Raw genomic sequence first — 20,537 nt, 5'->3', positions numbered from 1 at the left:
ATGGCCGTACAGAAACTCCCCCTCGCGAAGGCGATCAACGAGTCGCTGCGCGTCGCCCTCGACACCGACCCCAAGGTCCTGATCATGGGCGAGGACGTCGGCAAGCTCGGCGGTGTCTTCCGGGTCACCGACGGACTCCAGAAGGACTTCGGCGAGGACCGGGTCATCGACACCCCGCTCGCCGAGTCGGGCATCGTCGGTACGGCGATCGGCCTCGCGCTGCGCGGCTACCGGCCGGTCGTGGAGATCCAGTTCGACGGTTTCGTCTTCCCCGCGTACGACCAGATCGTCACGCAGCTCGCCAAGATGCACGCCCGCGCGCTCGGCAAGATCAAGATGCCGGTCGTCATCCGTATTCCGTACGGCGGTGGCATCGGCGCCGTCGAGCACCACTCGGAGTCGCCGGAGGCGCTGTTCGCGCATGTCGCCGGGTTGAAGATCGTCTCGCCGTCGACGTCGGCGGACGCCTACTGGATGATGCAGCAGGCCATCCAGAGCGACGACCCGGTCATCTTCTTCGAGCCCAAGCGGCGCTACTGGGACAAGGGCGAGGTCGACACCGAGTCCATCCCGGACCCGCTGCACAAGGCCCGGGTCACCCGGACCGGCACGGACCTGACGCTCGCGGCGTACGGCCCGATGGTGAAGGTCTGTCTGGAGGCGGCGGCGGCCGCGGCCGAGGAGGGCAAGTCGGTGGAGGTCGTCGATCTCCGCTCGATGTCCCCGATCGACTTCGACACGATCCAGACGTCGGTGGAGAAGACCCGCCGGCTGGTCGTGGTCCACGAGGCGCCGGTGTTCTACGGCTCCGGCGCGGAGATCGCCGCCCGGATCACGGAGCGCTCCTTCTACCACCTGGAGGCTCCGGTGCTGAGGGTCGGCGGCTTCCACGCCCCGTATCCGCCGGCGCGCCTGGAGGAGGAGTACCTTCCGGGTCTGGACCGGGTGCTCGACGCCGTCGACCGCTCGCTCGCGTACTGAGGAGTGCCGTGACCATGACTACTGACACTTCTGCCCGCTATCGAGAGTTCAAGATGCCCGACGTGGGCGAAGGACTCACCGAGGCCGAGATTCTCAAGTGGTACGTACAGCCGGGCGACACCGTCGTCGACGGCCAGGTGGTGTGCGAGGTGGAGACGGCGAAGGCGGCCGTCGAACTGCCCATCCCCTACGACGGGGTGGTGCACGCGCTGCGCTTCGACGAGGGCACGACCGTGGATGTCGGGGCGTCGATCATCACGGTGGACGTGGCGCCGGGGACTCCGTCGGAGGCTCCTGCTGCCGCGCCGACCGTGGAGCCCGTCGCGCCTGAGGCCGAGGCCGCCGAGCCGAAGGGGCGCCAGCCGGTGCTCGTGGGCTACGGCGTCTCGGAGGCTTCCACGAAGCGGCGTCCGCGCAGGGGAGCGGCGGCGGTCCCCGAGCAGGGCGCCGCGGCCGCCGCGATCCAGGCGGAGATGAACGGGGTCGCTTCGGCCCCCGTGGCCGAGGACCTGTCGCGCCCGCTGGCGAAGCCGCCGGTGCGCAAGCTCGCCAAGGACCTGGGCGTGGACCTGGCGACGATCACGCCGACGGGCCCGGACGGGATCATCACCCGCGAGGACGTGCACGCGGCGACGGCTGCGGTCACGGCTGCGGTCACGGCGGCGCCTGAGGCACCGCTCCCGGCGCCCGCTTCGGTGACCGCCGCGCCTGTTGCGCCGGCACCCGTCGGCCGGGAGACGCGTATCCCCGTCAAGGGCGTACGGAAGGCCACGGCGGCGGCGATGGTGGGCAGCGCGTTCACCGCGCCGCACGTCACGGAGTTCGTGACGGTCGACGTGACGCGCACGATGAAGCTGGTCGACGAGCTGAAGTCCGACAAGGACATGGCGGGCGTACGGGTCAACCCGCTGCTGCTCATCGCCAAGGCGCTCCTGGTGGCCATCAAGCGCCACCCCGAGGTCAACGCCACCTGGGACGAGGCCGCCCAGGAGATCGTGCTCAAGCACTACGTCAACCTCGGCATCGCGGCGGCGACGCCGCGCGGCCTGCTCGTCCCGAACATCAAGGACGCGCACGCCCAGACCCTGCCCCAACTCGCCCAGTCCCTGGGCGAACTGGTGTCCACGGCCCGCGAGGGCAAGACGACCCCGGCGGCCATGCAGGGCGGCACGGTGACCATCACGAACGTCGGCGTCTTCGGCGTCGACACGGGCACCCCGATCCTCAACCCGGGCGAGTCCGCGATCCTGGCGGTCGGTGCGATCAAGCTCCAACCGTGGGTCCACAAGGGCAAGGTGAAGCCCCGTCAGGTCACCACGCTGGCCCTGTCGTTCGACCACCGGCTGGTGGACGGCGAGTTGGGCTCCAAGGTGCTGGCGGACGTCGCGGCGATCCTGGAACAGCCGAAGCGACTGATCACCTGGGGCTGATCACCTGGGGCTGATCACCTGGCGTGGAAAAGGGTCGCGACTCATCGCAGAGTCGCGACCCTTCTCTCGTTTCTCACGCCGGTACGTGACGGGTGGGGCGGGCGTGCTTCCGTACGCCCCTGTGGTTACGGAGCGAAGCGGGTATATCTGTTTCGGTGACCGAACGCAGTCGTCCGGTCCCACGGCAGAGGGAGACCCCGAAGAAGTGCGCGACGGCTACGAGCGTTTGCTGGCCGGCCTGACCCTGTCCGGCGCATTGGAGGAAGGGTGGCTCGGCGCGTTCGAACGCGCCCCCCGCCCGGTGTTCGTCCCGGAGTCCGTATGGGCGCCGGACGCCGCCATCCCCACCGGCTACCGACGGGTCTCCCGGGTCGTCGAGCCCGAGACGTGGTGGGCGCTGGTCGACGCGGACGAGGTGATCGTCACGCAACTGGACGACGGCGCCCACGACGGCCCCGGCGTCCCCACGTCGTGCGCCTCCAAGCCCTCGCAGGTGGCGACGATGCTGCGGCGGCTGGATGTCGTGGACGGCGCCCGCGTACTCGACATCGGCACGGGCACGGGCTGGACAAGTGCCCTGCTGGCGGCCCGACTCGGCCGCGAGTCCGTCACGACGGTGGAGGTCGACGCCAACGTCGCGGCGGAGGCCGCGGACCGGGTGAAGGCCGCCGGGCTGGTGCCCGAGCGGGTGGTGGTCGGCGACGGCCTGGCGGGCTGGCCCAAGGGCGCGCCGTACGACCACATCCACTCGACGGCGGCCGTACGCCGCGTTCCCCGCACCTGGATCGCACAGACCCGCCCGGGCGCGACCATCGTGACGCCGTGGGGCACCCCGTACGCCAACACCGGCCTGCTGCGCCTGGTACGGGGCGAGCCGGGCGCCCCCTCGTACGGCCGCTTCGTGGACAACGTCAGCTTCATGTGGATGCGCGCCCAACGCCCCCACGAGGTGACCCTCCCCCCTGTGCCCCCCGACCGGCTGGGCCCGTCCGCGATCGCCCCGGACCTGGCGCTGTCGAACGTGGACGCGGCGTTCACGATCGGCCTCCACGTCCCGGACGCGTGCTACGTCCACACCTGGGACCGGATCACCCTCTCGGACGGCAACGGCTCGTGGGCGTCGGTGCGTTACGAGACCTGGGACGCCCCGGACGCGGTACGCCAGTGGGGCACCCGCCGCCTCTGGGACGAGATCGCCTTGGCACGGACCTGGTGGGAATCCCGGGACCGCCCGTCCCTGACCCGCTTCGGCCTGACGGTGACGCCGCGGGGGCGGCAGAAGACATGGCTGGACGAGCCCAAGAATCTGGTGGGACGCCCTCGATTTCCCGCTGAGTGAGCCGCGCGTCGGTCAGTTGGGTCCTTCTGGCGCCTGTCGTCCTTCTGGTGCCTGTGCGTCTCAACGGCCCCGCAACAGGCTCTCGGTGTACGTGGCGAGGCGGACCGCGTCGCCGGGGTCGAGCGTCTTCAGTGTCTTCGGGACCGGCTTGCCCCGGTCGATGGCGGTCAGCGGCTCCGAGGGGGGCCGGTCGATCCACTCGACGACGGGCCGTACCGCGTCGGCCACGGGCCGCGCGAAGAACGCCCCGAGCAGCTTGATCGTGCCCCGGACCAGCGGATTGCTGTGCCCGTCCGCCCCGCTGCGGGTGAATCCGGGATGGTAGAGCACGTAACGGGCTTTGCCCTCCGCCTGGTTGGCGAACGCGACACCGAGCAGGTCGTTCGCCCGGCCGGCTTGGAGCTGGGCACGTACCTGGCCGTAGCGGCGGGTGAGTTGGGGGTCGTCCCAGAGGATCCGGCCCGCGGTGGCCCCGACGCCCGCGACGTTGACGATCAGCGGGTCGGGGGCCGCGTCGAGCAACGGGCGCAGCCGCCGGCCGAGCAGATAGCGGCTCAGGTAGTACAGGGCGAAGGTGAACTCCAGTCCGTCCGGGGTCTCTTGGCGCTTCGGGCTCACCCGGTTGGCGAACAGCGCCAGCGCGTCGAGCGCGTCGTACTGCTCGGCCACGACAGCGGCCACCCGTTCGACCTCCGCCATCGACGACAGGTCCGCCCGTACGAAACGCAGCCGTGGGTTTCCGGCCCGGTCGAGCAGTGCACGCCCCTTGGACTCGCTGCTGCCGATGACGGTGACGCGGTCGCCCCGCGCGAGGCGTGCGAGCGCGGTCGCCCGGCCCATGCCGTCGGTCCCGCCGCTGATGACTACGGTCTTGGTCGGGTGGCCCGTCACGGTGTCCTCCATAGACTCGGTGCCGAGGCGCCGCCTCGGCCTCGACCGGTCCATCGTGGGCCGCCCTGTCGGATGCTGAAAGAAGGCAGTTTCATGTCCGGTACGCACACCGATGTGCCCTCGTCGCCGTCGCTGCCCTCGATGCTGGCCCATGAACTGCCGCGACCCGTCCCGGCGGACGAACTCGCAGCGTGCCCGGTCGGCGAGGTGTTCCGGCGGGTGGGCGACAAGTGGAGCGTGCTGGTGGTGGTCCTGCTCGGCGGTCGTCCGCATCGCTACAACGAGCTGCAACGCGCGATCGAGGGCATCAGCCAGCGCATGCTGACGCGGACGCTCCGCGGCCTGGAGTCGGACGGCCTGGTCCGCCGCGAGGTGCACCCGACGGTGCCCCCGGCCGTCGAGTACAGCCTGACCCCACTCGGCCGCACGCTGCTCGCCCCACTGTCGGCCCTGGCGGACTGGGCGGTGCGCCACGAGCCGGAGATGGCGGAGTCCCGGGCGCGGTACGCGGGGGCGGACGGTCGGACGGCCCCGGTGCGTGGCGTGCGCTGACCGCGTACGCGCGGCGGTCCGCGTAACCCCCCGGCTCAGGCCCGCCGGCGCTGGCGCGCTGTCTCGTACAGCACCACCGTCGCCGCGTTCGACGCGTTCAGGGAGCTTGCCGAGCCTGACATCGGGATGCTCACCAGGTGGTCGCACAGCTCGCGCCAGCCCGTGCTCAGGCCCGTCGTCTCGTTGCCGATCAGCAGCAGCACCGGCTGGGTGAGGTCGAACTGGTCCGCGTCGGACTCGCCGTGCTCGTCCGTGCCGACGACCGTGACGGGGTGGCCCTGTGCCCGCTCCTTCGCCAGCCACTCGCCCACCTCGTGGTGCGACGGGCTGCGGACCACCGGGAGCGCGAACAGGGAGCCCGTGGTCGCGCGTACGGCCTTCGGGTCGTAGACGTCCGCCGCGTGGCCGGTGACGATCAGTCCGTCCGCGCCGAAGGCGTCCGCCGAGCGGACGATGCTGCCGATGTTGCCCGGCTGGTTGGGGCGGTCGAACAGCACGCCCAGGAAGGCGTCATGGACGCGGATACGGCTCAGGTCGTCCGGCCGCATCTCGACCACGGCCAGGACCTCGGGCGCGCCGTCGGTGCGTTCGCCCAGCTCGGCGAGGAGTTCGGGGGCCATCGCGACACGGTCCGTCACGATGCCGCGCAGCAGCTCCTCGGCCCACCGCGAGAGCGGGCGGCTCGCGTCGTACAGCAGGGCGCGTACGGTCCAGCCGTGTTCGACGGCCATCGTGATGGGGCGCACGCCCTGGACGAGGAACTCGTTCTGGCGCTTGCGCTTGTTGCGGTTGGCGAGCAGCGCGTGCCACTGCTGGAAGCGGGCGTTGCGGGTTGTGATCCGCTGACCGGCCACCCGTCCTCCTCGATGTCGGCCGACGTCTGACCGAGGAAGGTTACAGGGGGGCGCGCGGGGCCCGGCCCGTACACGAAGGCGCGGCCACCGTCCGGTGGCCGCGCCTCTTACCGCATCCCGCAGGGGGGTCAGTCGCGCTGGGCGCCCGCCGGGAGCTGGCGGAGCTTCATCGTCTTCGCCGTCGACGCGCCGGAGTAGTAGTCGAGCAGCTTCGCCGCGTCCCCGTAGCGGTCCGTGCCGTTCAGGATGACGCCGATGTGCGTCTTGCCGTTACGGGTGGCGGCGAAGATCAGGCAGGGGCCCGCGGCCGTGCCGGTGCCGGTCTTGACGCCGAACGCGCCCGAGTACGAGCCGAGCAGCTGGTTCGTGTTGTACCAGGTGTAGGTGCGGGTACCGCCCGTGCTCGTCGTCGCCGCGGCCTTGTAGCTCGTGGCCTTGACGACCGTGCGCAGGGTGGAGTTGTTCATCGCGTAGTCGGCGATCGTCGCCAGATCACGCGGGGTCGTGTAGTTGTCGCCGGCCGCCGAGATGCCGTCGAACGAGTCGAACTTGGTGTTCTTCAGGCCCAGGTCCTTGGCCTTCGTGTTCATCTTCCCGATGAACGACTTCGTGCGCGCCGCGACCGTGGAGCCGGTGCCGATCGCGTCCGCCAGGGCGTACGCCGCGTCGCAGCCGGACGGGAGCATCAGGGCGGAGAGGAGCTGACGGATCGTCACCTTGTCGCCGGTGCGCAGGTCCGCGGTGCTCGCGCCTTCCCGCGTCACGTAGTCGCGGTAGGTCTGCTTGATGGTGACCTTGCGGTTGAGGTCGATGCCCTTGGTGTTGAGCACGACGGCCGCGGTCATGATCTTCGTGGTGCTCGCCATCTGGCGGCGGACGTCCGCGCCCTTGCCGTACTTCTTGGCGCCGGTGGTGTCGTCCAGCAGGAAGGCGCCCTTGGCGGAGAGCGTCGGCAGAGCGGCGGCCTTGGCGGCCGGCGCGGACTCGGCCGCCACGGTCGCCGGGGCGACCAGGGCCGTGCCCGTCAGCATGGCGCCGGCGGTGAGGGCGACCACGGTGGTCCTACGCACGTTTCTGCGCACGGCCGGGAGGCTGGTTATCAATGGAACGCTCCGATGTCGCAAATGCATTGGTCTGAAGTGAATTGGACGCGCGCCCATAAAGGGGGAGTCCACTGAAAGACGCATGAGCCGCCCGGAGGGATGTACGGCACGCCCGGGAAATCCGTCGTTCCGCGATGTGGACGGGATCCCCGTCGTATCTCTGTTGTATCTAAGCTGTACGCATGCCTGCCGCCACCTCCCCCGCGCCCGCCGCCGACCGTGTCTACAGCCACATCAAGCAGGGCGTGCTCGACCGGCACTACCAGGGCGGGACCCTCCTTACGGAGGGCGAACTCGCCGAGGCCGTCGGGGTGTCCCGTACTCCCGTGCGCGAGGCGCTGCTCAAGCTGGAGGTCGAGGGGCTGATCAAGCTCTATCCGAAGAAGGGCGCCCTCGTCCTCGCCGTCTCCGCGCAGGAGATCGCCGATGTCGTCGAAACGCGCCTGCTGGTCGAGGAGTTCACCGCCCGCAAGGCCGTCCCCGCGTCCGCGCGGCTCGTCGCGCGCCTGGAGGAACTCCTCGACGAGCAGCGCCGCCTCGCCGACGAGGGGGACCTCGCCGCGGTGGCCGTCACCGACCGGTGTTTCCACGCCGAGATCGTGCGCAACGCGGGCAACGAGATCCTGTCGAAGCTCTACGACCAGCTCAGGGACCGGCAGTTGAGAATGGGCGTCGCCGTCATGGAGGCGCACCCCGAGCGCGTACGGACCAGCATCACCGAGCACGCCGAACTGCTCGAAGCCATCCGCGCCGGTGACGCCGACGCCGCCGCGCGGTGCGTGCGCGCCCACGTCAGCCGGGTCAAGGTGCTCATCCGGGGTGAGGCCAGGTGAGCGCGGCCTCTTCAGGAGAGCCGGGAGGAAAGTCCGGCCGCGGCCCGGCCCCGAGTCTTCCCGGTGACCCGCCCGGCGGCCGTCGCGCCGTCGCCGTGTGGAGCATCGGCGTCGCCGTCTACTTCGTGGCCGTCATCTTCCGTACGAGCCTGGGCGTCGCCGGACTCGACGCCGCCGACCGCTTCCACGTCAACGCCTCCGCCCTCTCCACCTTCTCGATCCTCCAACTCCTCGTCTACGCCGGGATGCAGATACCCGTCGGCCTCATGGTCGACCGGCTCGGCACCCGCCGGGTCCTGACCCTCGGCGTGACGCTCTTCACCCTCGGCCAGCTCAGCTTCGCCCTCGCCCCCACCTACGGCATGGCCCTCGCCGCCCGCGCCCTCCTCGGCTGCGGCGACGCGATGACCTTCATCGCCGTACTGCGCCTCGGCGCCCACTGGTTCCCCGCCCGCCAGGGCCCGTTGATCGCGCAGTTCACCGGGCTCTTCGGGATGGCCGGCAATCTCGTCTCCACCCTCGTCATCGCCCGGCTGCTGACCGACCTCGGCTGGACCACGACGTTCGTCGGCAGCTCGATGGCCGGTGTCGTCGTCCTCGTACTGATGCTGTTCTTCCTCAAGGACCACCCCGAGGGCCACGAGCCGCCGCCGTCCGAGCACGCCGGCGCGACTTATGTACGGAAGCAGATCGCCGAGTCGTGGCGGGAGCCCGGCACCCGGCTGGGGCTCTGGGTGCACTTCACCACCCAGTTCCCCGCCATGGTCTTCCTGCTGCTGTGGGGCCTGCCGTTCCTCGTCGAGGCCCAGGGGCGGTCCCGGGCCACGGCGGGCGATCTGCTCACCCTGATCGTCCTCGTCAACATGGTGATCGGCCTCGTCTACGGGCAGATCATCGCCCGCCACCACGCCGCCCGGGCCCCGCTCGCCCTCGGCACGGTCGGTGTGACCGCGCTCGTGTGGGGATCGACGCTGGCCTACCCCGGCGCCCACGCGCCGATGTGGCTGCTGATTACGCTCTGCGTCGTCCTCGGGGCCTGCGGACCGGCGTCGATGATCGGCTTCGACTTCGCCCGGCCCGCGAACCCGCCCGCCCGTCAGGGCACCGCCTCCGGCATCGTCAACATGGGCGGTTTCGTGGCCTCGATGACGACACTGTTCGCGGTCGGCGTGCTCCTCGACGCGACCGGCGGCAACTACCGCGTCGCGTTCTCGTCCGTCTTCGTCCTCGAAGCGCTCGGGATCGTCCAGATCCTGCGGCTGCGGGCGCGCACGGCGCGGCGGGAGCGGGAGCGGCTGGTGGCGAGCCGGGTGGAGGCCGTGCACGTACCCGCCTGAACGCGGCCTCTGTAAGGAGGGGGGCGGCGCCGCGCGTTACGGCGTGACCGCGAACTCCCGCAGGATCGCCGCCGCCAGCTCCGCGTCGCCGTCCGTCTTGATCCGGTCCGGCACCGCGGCGGCCCGTACCCGCCCGCACGCCAGCCGGAAGTACGTCTCCCAGTCCATCACCAGCGTCACCGCGGGGCCGAGCGAGGGCGAGCCGTCGATCGTGCCGCGGCCGTCCGCGTCGACCCGGATCGTCCGCAGGAACTCGACCGGGCCGTGCACGTCGAGCACGATCGCCGTGTTCGGCGGCGCGCCCGCTTCCTTCGCGACGACCTTCGGGAGGGCTTCGAGGAGTACGTCGCGGGTGACCAGCGCGCCGGCGGAGGCGAGGTTGCCGGGCTTGCTCAGCGTCGTACGGAGATCCTGCTCGTGCACCCAGATGTCGAACGCGCGGTTCCGCATGGCGTGTTCGAGCGTCTGCTCGGTGCCGAGCGGGGCGCGGACCATGGTGCCGGGCTGGCGGTTCTCGTTCCGCAACTGACGGTTGCGGCGGATGATCGTGTACTCCAGCTCGGAGGTCATCTCCGGAGCGGTGTGGTGGCGCCGTACGTCCACCTGCATCTCCATGTAGCGGGAGATCTCGCTCTGCACGTGGTACAGGTCGCGGGGCAGCGTGTGGATCGGCCGCGGGTCGCCGAGCATCTCGCATTCAAGCCCGATGACATGCGAGACGATGTCCCGCACCGACCAGCCGGGGCACGGCGTGCGCCGGTTCCACTCACCCTCGACGAGTGGCTGTACCAGCTCGGCTATGGCTTCAATGGAGTGGGACCAGGCATCGGCGTAGTTTTGAAGGCTGGGATGGACGGTCACGGGACCCCTCGACGGTTCTGCGGTTAGCGGGCTGGGCTGCTGGATGCGGGCGGCGGGCTGCGTGCTGCGTGGGAGGTTCGAGAGCCTAAGTTACGCTGCCCGTTGGCACCCCGGCAGTGCTTTCGTGTGACGATCGTAGGCCCGTGTAGAAGGCTCGAATGCCAGGACGGTGGTAGTGTGCGCGCCTCCCTCATCCAGATCGCAGTAGACCCGGACGAAGCGGTCAATTCCCGTAGGCAGCGCGCCGCCTCTTTGGTAAGGCAGCAGCGCGGCGCCGACCTGGTGGTCCTGCCCGAGCTGTGGCCGGTGGGTGCTTTCGCGTACGAGTCGTTCGCCGCCGAGGCGGAGGCGCTGGACGGTCCGACGTTCCGCGCGATGTCGGAGGCGGCGAGAGACGCGGGTGTCTGGCTGCACGCCGGATCCATCGTGGAACGCGCCCCCGAGGCCGTCCTGGACGGCGCCGCCGACCTCTACAACACCGCGCTGGTCATCTCGCCCGACGGCGCTCTCGTGCGCTCGTACCGCAAGATCCACCGCTTCGGTTTCGACAAGGGCGAGGCGACCCTGATGGGCGCGGGCGACGAGCTGGTGACCGTCGCGCTGCCGGACGCGGTGCTGGGCCTCGCGACCTGCTACGACCTGCGGTTCCCCGAGCTGTTCCGGGGCCTGCTCGACGAGGGCGCGCAGGTCTTCGTGGTCCCGGCCGGCTGGCCGGCCCGCCGCCGCGCGCACTGGACACTGCTGGCGCAGGCGCGCGCGGTGGAGAACCAGGCGTACGTACTGGCCTGCTCGACGGCCGGGACGCACGCCGGCGTGGAGCAGTCCGGGCACAGCATCGTGGTCGATCCGTGGGGCGAGGTGCTGGCGGAGGCGGGGACGGGCGAGGAGGTCCTGACCGTCGAGTTCGACCCGGCGAGGGTCGCGACGACGCGCGAGCGGTTCCCGGTCCTGAAGGACCGTCTGCTGGGCGTGACGGCGCCCCGGCGCTGAGCCCCGGGAGGCCGCCACGGGGGCCGTCACACGGGCTGTCACGGTGTGGGCGGATCCGCCGCTCAGCCCTCCTCGCGTTCCTTCTCCGCCATCCGGATCACACACACCGCGACCGCGATCAGCAGCGACGGATCCGCGTCGTCCCTGATGACGTCCACGGCGTACGTCTCCCGCACCCGGAACCACCGGCGCGAGACGTGCGCCAGCAGTTCCCCGTCGTACTCGATCGCGAACTCGCGGTCCAGGATCCGCCCGCTCACGTCCAGTTCGGTGCCCTCGGCGAGGGCGACCCGGTAGTGGTTACGCAGCAGCGACAGCTTCTTCTTACGGATGGTGGCCAGCGGCTCGCCGTCCCGCTCGATCGTCATCGCGTCGCGCAGGCTGAGCAGCTTCTGACGGAGTGTGACCAGGACGCGCCCCTGAGGGTCCTTCAACTCCAGGGTGTCGCGCAGCCGCAGCGCCTTTCCGTCCACGAGGAAGGCCTGGCGGCCCTGCTCGTCCTCGATCCAGTAGTCGTCGCCGATGGCGAAGATCTTGTCGCGCACCAAGTACTTCATGCCGTATCCGTACCCACCGGGCTGCCGGGGGACGGCGGTGCTGGGTCAGCTGTACGCGTACGGATGACGGAACCCTCCGCCCGCGCCCCCGCCCGCAGCCCCCGCGCCAACGACAGCGTGACTGTCAGGGAGGCGGCCGCCATCACCGTGATTCCCGTGGCGGGAGACGTCAGTTCGGCCACCGCGCCGGCCAGGAGCGCACACACGCCCTGCATGGTGATCATTCCCGCGGAGTGCAGCCCCAGCGCGTGCCCGCTCAGTCCCTCCGGCGTCAGCTCCATCAGACGCTCCTGGAGCACCAGGCTCGCCCCGAAGCCGACGGTGGCGAGCATGACGGCCGCCAGGGCCAGCGGCAGCGGCGGACCCAGGACGAAGAGCAGATGCGGGGCGGCGAGCAGCAGCAACAGCGGGACGGCCAGCCGCGTCCGCCAACGGCGGGGCACGAAGCGGCCGATCAGGATGTCGCCCGTCAGCATCCCGGCCGCGCCGGCGGCGAACAGCACACCCGCGTGCTCCGGCGCGTACGACACGTACAGGGACTCGCAGCCCACCACCAGCCCGTTGGGTACCCACAGCCCCAGGAACACGCTGCGGCGGGGCCGGGACGCCCACAGGAGCGCGTTGTTGCGCCAGGTCGCGGAGATCGACGGCCGGCCGGTCGCCCGGGACGGCCTCCTACTGAGGCCGAGCCGCGCCACGACGGCGGCGGTGAGATACAGGGCGGCGCCGGTGAGCAGGGTGCCGCGCGGGGACAGGACCGTCAGCAGGAGGCCGCCGGTCGCGTAGCCGCCGATCTGCATCAGGCCGCTCGACATGTTGAGGGTGGAGCGGCCGAGGAGGTAGCCCTCGGTGGAGAGGATCTCGTTGAGGAGCCCGAGCCGTACCCCGCCGCCGAGCGCCGAGACCACCCCGAGGCCGAGGGTGATCGCGAGGGCGGCGGTGATGGGCAGTCCGGGCAGGGCGGTGGCCGCCGTGCCGAGGGCGAAGACGGCCGCGACGAGGGTCAGTGTGGCGCGCGGCGGCAGCCGGTCGGCCGCCGAGAGCAGCGTCGTCGCGCCGATCACCTGGGCGAGGTTGGGGCCGAACATGGCGAGCGCGGAGAGCAGGGGCGAGCCGGTCGCGGTGAAGACGAGCGTGCCCAGGGCGAGTCCGCTCACGGTCTGGGCGGCGACCTGTGCGGCGGAGGTCAGGAAGAGCGGAGTGAACTCCTTCGTACGGAAGAGTTCCCGGTAGGTACGCATGCCGGGGAGTCTCGGTGGGGCGACTGGCGGCACGTTAATGTTTCGCGTCGGAGCGAAACATCAGGAGGCGGGGAGGGGCGCGGCGCATGGGCTGGTGGCAGATCGACGCCGACACGCTGGCGGGCAGCCGGTTCGTGGTCTCCCCGCTGGCGGAGACGGTCGCGAGCCTCAAGGCGCTGGAGCGCGGAACGGCCGCGCACACGGGCGCGCACCCCGGCGAGCGCGCCTGGCTGGACGCGCACCTGCCGGCCTACCGCGCCCGCCAGGCGGCCGACCCCCTCACCGCGCTGCTCGTACGGTCGGCCTTCGGCCGCTTCTGGAACGCGGACTTCATCACCCCGCCGCCTTCCGGCTGCGGCGACCGCGAGCCCGCTTTCGAGGACGAGGTCGTACGAATCCGGGAGACGTCGCCCGAGCGCGCCCGTGAGGATCTGCTCCTCTCCGTGGAGGGCCCCCTCCCCGCCCGGCTGAACCGCTCCGACCTGCCGGAGCGTGCCGCCGCCGTCCTGGAGTGGGTGTGGACGGAGGCCGTGCTGCCGTACTGGCCGCGCCGCCGCCGTCTCATCGAGGCCGATGTGGTCGCGCGTACCGCCCAGTTGAGCCAGGGCGGCTGGGCGAGCGCGCTGAGCGACATGCGTCCCGGCATGCGCTGGCTGGGCGGCAGCCGCCTCCAGATCACCACGCGCGCCGGCCCCCTGAACCCCTCGCAGGTGATCCCCGGCGTGCGGCTGATGTTCGTGCCCGTCACCCCGCACACGGGCTGGGTGTCCTGGCAGGCGGACCGTTACGCGGTGGTGTACCCGTGCGCGGGCGCCCTCGCCGACACGGACCGGGCGCGGGTGCCCGAGCCGCTGCGCGCGCTGCTGGGCCCCGCGCGGGCGGGGGTCCTCGTCCTGCTCGGCGCCCCCAAGAGCACGACCCAGCTCGTGGCGCTGACCGGCCAGGGGCTCGGGTCGGTGGGCCGCCATCTGAAGGTGCTGCTGGACGCGGGCCTGATCCGCCGGCGCCGCTCGGGCCGCTCGGTGCTGTACTTCCGTACGGAGGCGGGCGAGGCACTGGTGCGGGCGGGCGACCCGGCGGAGGACCTGGCCGGCTAGCCACGGAACGGCCGGTCACCGCCCGGCGGAAGGGCGGGTCACCGCCCGGGGTAGTCCGCGACGGCGCGCACGAGGGGACCCACCTGCCCCCGGCCGGCCGGGGCGGCACGGTAGGCGGTAGCCCGTACACCCTTTTCAGGACAGTGGGCGACGACGGCCCCGGCCTGTCCCACCCGCAACAGCCGTCACACGACTGTCATGCGCGACGACCGGCCTCGGGGCAGCGTTGTCCGAGCCGGGTGGCACCCTTGAACCATGAACGACGCGCACGCATCCGTACCCGCCCCCGCACCCCGTCGCCGCGCCCGGGTACGTGCTCCGGAGCTGATCGGCAAGGGTGGCTGGCTGAACACCGGCGACAAGCAGTACACCCTCGCCGACCTGCGCGGACGCATCGTTCTGCTCGACTTCTGGACCTTCTGCTGCATCAACTGTCTGCATGTCCTCGACGAGCTGCGGGAGCTGGAGCAGAAGCACAGCGACACCGTCGTGATCATCGGCGTCCACTCGCCGAAGTTCGTCCACGAGGCCGAGCACGCGGCCGTCGTGGACGCCGTCGAGCGGTACGAGGTGCACCACCCCGTCCTGGACGACCCGGAGCTGGCGACCTGGAAGCAGTACGCGGTACGGGCCTGGCCCACGCTCGTCGTCATCGACCCCGAGGGGTACGTCGTCGCGCAGCACGCGGGCGAGGGCCACGCGCACGCCATCGAGAAGCTGGTCGAGGAGCTGGAGGCCGAGCACGCCGCGAAGGGGACCCTGCGGCGCGGCGACGGGCCCTACGTCGCGCCCGAACCCGTCGCCACCGACCTGCGCTTTCCCGGCAAGGTGCTCGCGCTGCCCTCGGGGAATTTCCTGGTCTCCGACTCCACCCGGCATCAGCTGGTCGAGCTGGCGGCCGACGGCGAGAGCGTCGTACGGCGGATCGGCGACGGCGAGCGCGGCCTCGGTCCGGGGGCTTTCAACGAGCCGCAGGGCCTCGCCCCGCTGCCCGACGGGCGGATCGCGGTCGCCGACACCGTGAACCACGCGATCCGCGCCTACGACCCCGGCACGGGCACCGTCGAGACCCTCGCCGGCACCGGCCGGCAGTGGTGGCAGGGTTCACCCACCCACGGGCCCGCCCTCGACGTGGCGCTCTCCTCGCCGTGGGACGTGGCCTGGTGGAACGACCGGCTGTGGATCGCGATGGCCGGGGTGCACCAGCTGTGGACGTACGACCCGGCGACCGGCACCGTCGGCGTCGCGGCCGGGACCACCAACGAGGGCCTGGTCGACGGGCCCGCCGCCGAGGCGTGGTTCGCGCAGCCGTCCGGGCTCGCCGCGACCGAGGACCGGCTGTGGGTCGCCGACTCCGAGACGAGCGCCCTGCGTTACGTGCAGCGGGACCGCGACGGCGATGGCGACGGGGACGGCGACGGGGAGGGCTTCGTCGTACGGACCGCCGTCGGCACGGGACTCTTCGACTTCGGCCACCGCGACGGCCCCGCCGAACAGGCCCTGCTCCAGCACCCGCTCGGCGTGACCGCGCTGCCGGACGGCTCGGTGGCCGTGTCGGACACGTACAACCACGCCCTGCGCCGCTACGACCCGGCGACCGGCGAGGTCACGACGCTCGCCACGGATCTGCGGGAGCCGTCCGACGCGGTGCTCGTCGGTGCCGACATCGTCGTGGTCGAGTCCGCCCGGCACCGGCTCACCCGGCTGCGGCTGCCCGAGGAGGCCGTCCGCGTCGAGTCGGTCGCGCACCGCACCCGGCGCGCCGCGACCGATGTCGCGCCGGGCACGCTGCGGCTCGACGTCGTCTTCGAGGCGCCCAAGGGGCAGAAGCTGGACACCCGTTACGGTCCCTCGACCCGGCTCCTGGTCTCCGCCACACCGCCGGAGCTGCTGGCGGAGGGTTCCGGTGCCGGCACGGACCTGGGCCGCGAGCTGGTGCTGGCGGACGGCGTCACCGAGGGCGTGCTGCACGTCTCGGCGATGGCCGCGTCCTGCGACGACGCCCCGGAGATCGAGTACCCCGCGTGCCATGTCCACCAGCAGGACTGGGGTGTGCCGGTACGCGTCACCGCGTCGGGCACGGGCCGCCTGGGCCTCGTACTGGCCGGCCTCGACGCGTAGGGCTCCGGGCGGGGGTGGTGCAACCGGGGCCGTCCGGTGGCCGGTTCGTCCTCGATCGCCGGACGGGCCTGAGGTGCCCGCCGCGCGCGTCGAGTCGGCCTACCGGTCGCGTTCGATCACCGTCGGCGGTTGTACGATCGCCCGCCGGCGCTTCGCCATGCTCGTGAACGTCGCGATGCCGATGAGGCCGACCGCCATGAGAATCACCCCGACCAGGTCGAGGTTGACGCTCTCCGCCTCCCAGTCCGTCGCGAAAGTGAGGATCGCTCCCACCGCGATGAGTGCGATGCATCCGCCAACGCCCATGAATCCCGCCTCCTGATACGAATGGTGGCCATTCCAGGGCCGCTTACGCGGGTACCCGGCGCGGGAACACCCATGCAGGAGAGGGGAATTCAGCTCTCCAGGAACGCCGCCAGCGCGTTCGCCAACAGGAACGGGTCCTCCGCGCCGCACAGTTCGCGCGCGCTGTGCATCGACACGATCGCCGCGCCGATGTCGACCGTCTTGATGCCGTGCCTGGCCGCCGTGATCGGGCCGATCGTCGTGCCGCAGGGCATCGAGTTGTTCGAGACGAACGACTGCCACGGCACGCCCGCCCGCTCGCACGCCGCCGCGAACACCGCGCGCCCGCCGCCGTCCGTCGAGTACCGCATGTTGACGTTGACCTTGAGGATCGGGCCGCCGTTGACGCGCGGGTGGTGCGTCGGGTCGTGGCGCTCCGCGTAGTTGGGGTGCACGGCGTGCCCGGTGTCGGAGGAGAGGCAGACCGTGGCCGCCAGCGCCCGCGCCCGGTCCTCGTACGAACCGCCCCGTGCCATCACCGAGCGCTCCATCACCGTGCCCAGCAGCGGCCCGTCGGCGCCGGTGTCGGACTGGGAGCCGCTCTCCTCGTGGTCGAAGGCGGCGAGCACCGGGATGTACGGGAGGGCCGTGCCCGAGTCGGCGGCACCGGCGACGGCGGCCAGCGCGGCCGTACCGGCGTGCACCGACAGCAGGTTGTCCATCCGCGGCCCGGCCAGCAGCTCGCGATCGCGCCCGAGGTAGGCGGGCGGTTCGACGGAGTGCGGCATCAGGTCCCAGCCCGTGACGTCGGACGCGTCGACCCCGGCCTCCTCGGCGACGAAGCGGATCAGGTCGCCCTCCTCGGCCTCGCCGAGACCCCAGATCGGCTGCATGTGCCGCTGCGGGTTCAGCTTCAGACCGTCGGTGTTGACCCCGCGGTCCAGGTGGACGGCCAGCTGCGGGACGCGCAGCAGCGGCCGGTCCACGTTGACGAGGCGGTGGGTGCCGTCCCGCAGGGAGAGACGGCCGGCCAGTCCGAGGTCGCGGTCCAGCCAGGTGTTGAGCAGCGGCCCGCCGTACACCTCGACGGCGACCTGCCGCCAGCCGTACGCCCCGGTGTCCGGCAGCGGCTTCACGCGCAGGTTGGGGGAGTCGGTGTGCGCGCCGACGATCCGGAACGGCGTGTGCGGTTCGGCCCCCTCGGGGACGTACCAGGCGATGAGCGCCCCGCCGCGCAGGACGTACTTCCTGCCGGTGGTCCCCTCCCACGCGTCCGTCTCCCGGACCTGCCGGAAACCGGCCTTCTCCAGGCGCTCGGCGGCGTTCGCCACCGCGTGGTACGGCGTCGGGCTGGCGGCGAGGAAGGTCATGAGGTCGTCGGTGTGGCCGCGGTCGAAGCGGGCGGATGTGCTCATGGGATCACCATAACGAGACACGGTTGGCCCGTTCGTGTGGGCAAGGCGCGCTGTGGCCGGGGAACTTTGTAGGAATCGGTCACCGGGCGGACCCGGTGACCGATTCCGGTCACCGCACTACCGCGGCGACGTCAGAACGCCGCCTCGTCCAGCTCCATCAGCGAGTTGTCCACCGACTCGGCCACCGCGCGCTCCACCGAGACACCCGGCAGGACGCTCGCGGCGAAGAACTTCGCCGCCGCGATCTTGCCTTGGTAGAAGGGCACGTCCTTCGCGGAGGCCGTCTCCAGCTTCTCCACGGCCACCGCCGCACCGCGCAGCAGCAGATAGCCGACGACGACGTCGCCCGACGCCATCAGCAGGCGGGTGGTGTTGAGGCCCACCTTGTAGATGTTCTTGACGTCCTCGGCGGTGGCGGTGAGGTCGGTCAGCATCCGCCCGACGATCGCCTCCAGGTCGACGGCCGCCTTGGCGAGCGCGTCGCGGGCCGGGGCCAGCTCGGCGCCGCCGGTGCCGACGGCGAGGAACTGCTTGATCTCCTCGGAGAGGGTGTTCAGCGCCTGGCCCTGGTCGCGGACGATCTTCCTGAAGAAGAAGTCCTGGCCCTGGATGGCGGTGGTGCCCTCGTACAGAGTGTCGATCTTGGCGTCCCGGATGTACTGCTCGATCGGGTACTCCTGGAGGTACCCCGAGCCGCCGAGCGTCTGGAGCGACTGGGCGAGCTGTTCGTACGACTTCTCGGAGCCGTAGCCCTTCACGATCGGCAGCAGCAGGTCGTTCAGCGCGTGCTCCGCCTTGACGTCCTCGCCCTCCGTCTCCTTCTTGGCGATCTCGTCCTGGAGGGAGGCGGTGTAGAGCACCAGCGCGCGCATGCCCTCCGCGTACGCCTTCTGCGTCATCAGCGAGCGGCGCACGTCCGGGTGGTGCGTGATGGTGACCTTGGGCGCGCTCTTGTCCATGAACTGCGAGAGGTCGGGGCCCTGGACGCGCTCCTTGGCGTACTCCAGCGCGTTCAGATAACCCGTCGAGAGCGCGGCGATGGCCTTCGTGCCGACCATCATCCGCGCGAACTCGATGATCATGAACATCTGGCGGATGCCGTCGTGCTTGTCACCGATCAGCCAGCCCTTGGCGGGGTGCCGGTCGCCGAACGTCAGCTCGCACGTGTTGGACGCCTTGAGGCCCATCTTGTGCTCGACGTTCGTCGCGTACACGCCGTTGCGCTCGCCCAGCTCGCCGGTCTCCCAGTCGAACTCGTACTTCGGTACGAGGAAGAGCGACAGGCCCTTGGTGCCGGGTCCGGCGCCCTCGGGGCGGGCCAGTACGTAATGAAGGATGTTCTCCGACATGTCGTGCTCGCCGGAGGTGATGAAGCGCTTCACGCCCTCGATGTGCCAGGAGCCGTCGTCCTGCTTCACGGCCTTCGACCGGCCGGCGCCCACGTCCGAGCCTGCGTCGGGCTCGGTGAGCACCATCGTGGAGCCCCACTGCTTCTCGACGGCGATCTCGGCGATCTTCTTCTGCGCCTCGTTGCCCTCCTCGAAGAGGATGCCGGCGAAGGCCGGGCCCGAGGTGTACATCCAGATCGCCGGGTTGGCGCCGAGCAGCAGCTCCGCGTAGGCCCAGATCAGGGAGCGGGGCGACGTGGTGCCGCCGATCTCCTCGGGGAGGCCGAGGCGCCAGTACTCCGAGTCCATGAAGGCCTGGTAGCTCTTCTTGAAGGAGGCGGGGACGGGAGCAGTGTTGGTCTCCGGGTCGAAGACGGGCGGATTGCGGTCCGCGTCGGCGTAGGAGGCGGCCAGCTCGGACTCGGCGAGCTTGGTGACCTCGGCAAGGATGGTCCTGGCGGTCTCGACGTCCATCTCCGCGAACGGGCCTGTGCCGTACAGCTTGTCGCGCCCGAGGACCTCGAAGAGGTTGAACTCGATGTCGCGGAGATTCGACTTGTAGTGCCCCATGGCGACGGCTCCGTAAGCGGTTGGGAGGCGAATTCCTCGTACGCGATCAGTGGCGCGTATCAGTAGTGACTCCGATGATGCTACCCGTCGGTAATAAGATGCAACCCCTACCGGACATCTGTGACGAGGACGACGAGGAGCGCATGCGGCCCATCGGCGGGCCTTTCCTCAGTAGTCTTGGGCGCATGTACGGCTACGACCAGAACGCTGGCGCTCAGCAGCAGTACGCACCCCCGCAGCAGCCGATGGGCGGCGGCGGTTACGGGGAGCAGCCGCTGTACCCCGAGCCGTCCCCTCCGTCGCTGGCGGACGCGGTGCGGGCGTTCACGACCGGGTCGCTCTCCGCCGAGGACTTCCAGCAGATCTTCGCGACGTCGAAGGTCTACTGCCCGCGCGGTGACAACCCCGGGTTCCTGGCCCTGCACAACACCCAGCAGCCGGTCATCCCGATGTTCAGCACGCTCAAGGAGCTGCGGCGGTACGCGGGCAAGGAGTCGAAGTACTTCGTGATCACGGGCGCGGAGGTCATTGATCTGCTGCCGACGGGGTACGGCTTCGTGATCGACATGGAGGGGGACCACCGGATGGTCTTCGACGCGAAGGCCGTGGAGCAGATGGTCGACTTCGCGATGCGGCGGATGTACGGCTGAACCTGTCCTTCGTACGTAGAGAGAGCGCCGGCCGGGCTGATG

General features: G+C 70.9%; 19 protein-coding genes. 10 read left to right on the top strand and 9 right to left on the bottom strand.

Annotation, left to right across the window (positions count from 1 at the left end; translation table 11 throughout):
* From ACFUN8_RS04525 to ACFUN8_RS04515, 3 genes are all read left to right on the top strand, one after another.
* On the top strand, positions 1-981 hold the full coding sequence (locus tag ACFUN8_RS04525) for an alpha-ketoacid dehydrogenase subunit beta (RefSeq protein WP_383631303.1): 981 nt from the start codon (positions 1-3) through the stop codon (positions 979-981).
* Positions 982-989: 8 nt separating this feature from the next.
* Positions 990-2,411, top strand: coding sequence for a dihydrolipoamide acetyltransferase family protein (locus ACFUN8_RS04520; RefSeq protein ID WP_383631301.1), 1,422 nt, complete (start codon positions 990-992; stop codon positions 2,409-2,411).
* 205 nt (positions 2,412-2,616) lie between these two features.
* On the top strand, positions 2,617-3,750 hold the full coding sequence (locus ACFUN8_RS04515) for a methyltransferase domain-containing protein (protein ID WP_383631298.1): 1,134 nt from the start codon (positions 2,617-2,619) through the stop codon (positions 3,748-3,750).
* A 60-nt stretch (positions 3,751-3,810) separates the two neighbouring features.
* Here ACFUN8_RS04515 and ACFUN8_RS04510 read toward each other — a convergent pair whose 3' ends face one another.
* Positions 3,811-4,641, bottom strand: a complete 831-nt coding sequence (locus tag ACFUN8_RS04510; RefSeq protein ID WP_383631295.1) for an SDR family NAD(P)-dependent oxidoreductase — start codon at positions 4,639-4,641, stop codon at positions 3,811-3,813.
* Between the two features lie 93 nt (positions 4,642-4,734).
* Here ACFUN8_RS04510 and ACFUN8_RS04505 point away from each other — a divergent pair, with 93 nt between their 5' ends.
* Complete coding sequence (locus ACFUN8_RS04505; protein ID WP_383631292.1) at positions 4,735-5,193, top strand: winged helix-turn-helix transcriptional regulator; 459 nt, start codon at positions 4,735-4,737, stop codon at positions 5,191-5,193.
* Positions 5,194-5,228: 35 nt separating this feature from the next.
* Here the strand turns inward: ACFUN8_RS04505 and ACFUN8_RS04500 are convergent, their stop codons facing one another.
* Positions 5,229-6,047 carry an RNA methyltransferase gene (locus ACFUN8_RS04500; RefSeq protein ID WP_383631289.1) on the bottom strand — a complete coding sequence of 273 codons (819 nt, stop codon included), beginning with the start codon at positions 6,045-6,047 and terminating at the stop codon, positions 5,229-5,231.
* 128 nt (positions 6,048-6,175) lie between these two features.
* Positions 6,176-7,078: a D-alanyl-D-alanine carboxypeptidase family protein gene (locus tag ACFUN8_RS04495; RefSeq protein ID WP_383631527.1), complete on the bottom strand. Its 903-nt coding sequence runs from the start codon at positions 7,076-7,078 to the stop codon at positions 6,176-6,178.
* A 254-nt stretch (positions 7,079-7,332) separates the two neighbouring features.
* Here ACFUN8_RS04495 and ACFUN8_RS04490 point away from each other — a divergent pair, with 254 nt between their 5' ends.
* Entirely contained in the window at positions 7,333-7,983 is a 651-nt protein-coding gene (locus tag ACFUN8_RS04490; protein WP_383631286.1) for a GntR family transcriptional regulator, read from the top strand.
* Positions 7,980-9,320 (top strand): nitrate/nitrite transporter, encoded by a 1,341-nt coding sequence (locus tag ACFUN8_RS04485; protein ID WP_383631282.1) that lies wholly within the window; start codon positions 7,980-7,982, stop codon positions 9,318-9,320. The genes ACFUN8_RS04490 and ACFUN8_RS04485 overlap by 4 nt, the downstream gene beginning before the upstream one ends.
* Positions 9,321-9,356: 36 nt before the next feature.
* Here ACFUN8_RS04485 and ACFUN8_RS04480 read toward each other — a convergent pair whose 3' ends face one another.
* Positions 9,357-10,181, bottom strand: a complete 825-nt coding sequence (locus ACFUN8_RS04480) for a maleylpyruvate isomerase family mycothiol-dependent enzyme (protein ID WP_383631279.1) — start codon at positions 10,179-10,181, stop codon at positions 9,357-9,359.
* 177 nt (positions 10,182-10,358) lie between these two features.
* Between ACFUN8_RS04480 and ACFUN8_RS04475 the strand changes: the two genes are divergently transcribed.
* On the top strand, positions 10,359-11,171 hold the full coding sequence (locus ACFUN8_RS04475; protein WP_383631276.1) for a carbon-nitrogen family hydrolase: 813 nt from the start codon (positions 10,359-10,361) through the stop codon (positions 11,169-11,171).
* 62 nt (positions 11,172-11,233) lie between these two features.
* Here the strand turns inward: ACFUN8_RS04475 and ACFUN8_RS04470 are convergent, their stop codons facing one another.
* Together ACFUN8_RS04470 and ACFUN8_RS04465 are read right to left on the bottom strand one after the other, a co-directional pair.
* Positions 11,234-11,728: an LURP-one-related/scramblase family protein gene (locus ACFUN8_RS04470; RefSeq protein ID WP_382571877.1), complete on the bottom strand. Its 495-nt coding sequence runs from the start codon at positions 11,726-11,728 to the stop codon at positions 11,234-11,236.
* Positions 11,725-12,969, bottom strand: coding sequence for an MFS transporter (locus tag ACFUN8_RS04465; protein ID WP_383631273.1), 1,245 nt, complete (start codon positions 12,967-12,969; stop codon positions 11,725-11,727). Before ACFUN8_RS04465 ends, ACFUN8_RS04470 begins: the two co-directional genes overlap by 4 nt.
* 86 nt (positions 12,970-13,055) lie before the next feature.
* On the opposite strand from ACFUN8_RS04465, the gene ACFUN8_RS04460 reads away from it, so the two are divergent.
* Positions 13,056-14,066: an ArsR/SmtB family transcription factor gene (locus ACFUN8_RS04460; RefSeq protein ID WP_383631271.1), complete on the top strand. Its 1,011-nt coding sequence runs from the start codon at positions 13,056-13,058 to the stop codon at positions 14,064-14,066.
* Positions 14,067-14,321: 255 nt separating this feature from the next.
* Complete coding sequence (locus ACFUN8_RS04455) at positions 14,322-16,187, top strand: NHL domain-containing thioredoxin family protein (protein WP_383631268.1); 1,866 nt, start codon at positions 14,322-14,324, stop codon at positions 16,185-16,187.
* Between the two features lie 99 nt (positions 16,188-16,286).
* On the opposite strand, the gene ACFUN8_RS04450 is transcribed toward ACFUN8_RS04455, so the two are convergent.
* The 3 genes from ACFUN8_RS04450 to ACFUN8_RS04440 all read right to left on the bottom strand — a co-directional run bounded on the left by ACFUN8_RS04450 (position 16,287) and on the right by ACFUN8_RS04440 (position 19,845).
* Positions 16,287-16,493 (bottom strand): DUF6458 family protein, encoded by a 207-nt coding sequence (locus ACFUN8_RS04450; protein WP_023540170.1) that lies wholly within the window; start codon positions 16,491-16,493, stop codon positions 16,287-16,289.
* A gap of 89 nt (positions 16,494-16,582) precedes the next feature.
* A complete protein-coding gene (locus tag ACFUN8_RS04445) occupies positions 16,583-17,887 on the bottom strand; it encodes a M18 family aminopeptidase (protein ID WP_383631264.1) in 1,305 nt (434 codons plus the stop codon).
* Positions 17,888-18,018: 131 nt separating this feature from the next.
* Complete coding sequence (locus ACFUN8_RS04440; protein WP_383631261.1) at positions 18,019-19,845, bottom strand: acyl-CoA dehydrogenase; 1,827 nt, start codon at positions 19,843-19,845, stop codon at positions 18,019-18,021.
* A 185-nt stretch (positions 19,846-20,030) separates the two neighbouring features.
* Between ACFUN8_RS04440 and ACFUN8_RS04435 the strand changes: the two genes are divergently transcribed.
* A complete protein-coding gene (locus tag ACFUN8_RS04435; protein ID WP_242575068.1) occupies positions 20,031-20,495 on the top strand; it encodes an SseB family protein in 465 nt (154 codons plus the stop codon).
* Positions 20,496-20,537 lie beyond the last annotated feature (42 nt).

It is taken from the genome of Streptomyces sp. NPDC057307 (genome assembly GCF_042667665.1).
In the GTDB taxonomy this organism is placed as follows: Bacteria; Actinomycetota; Actinomycetes; order Streptomycetales; family Streptomycetaceae; genus Streptomyces.
Note: the sequence above shows the minus strand (reverse complement) of the source record. Positions and strands in the feature narration are given on the sequence as shown.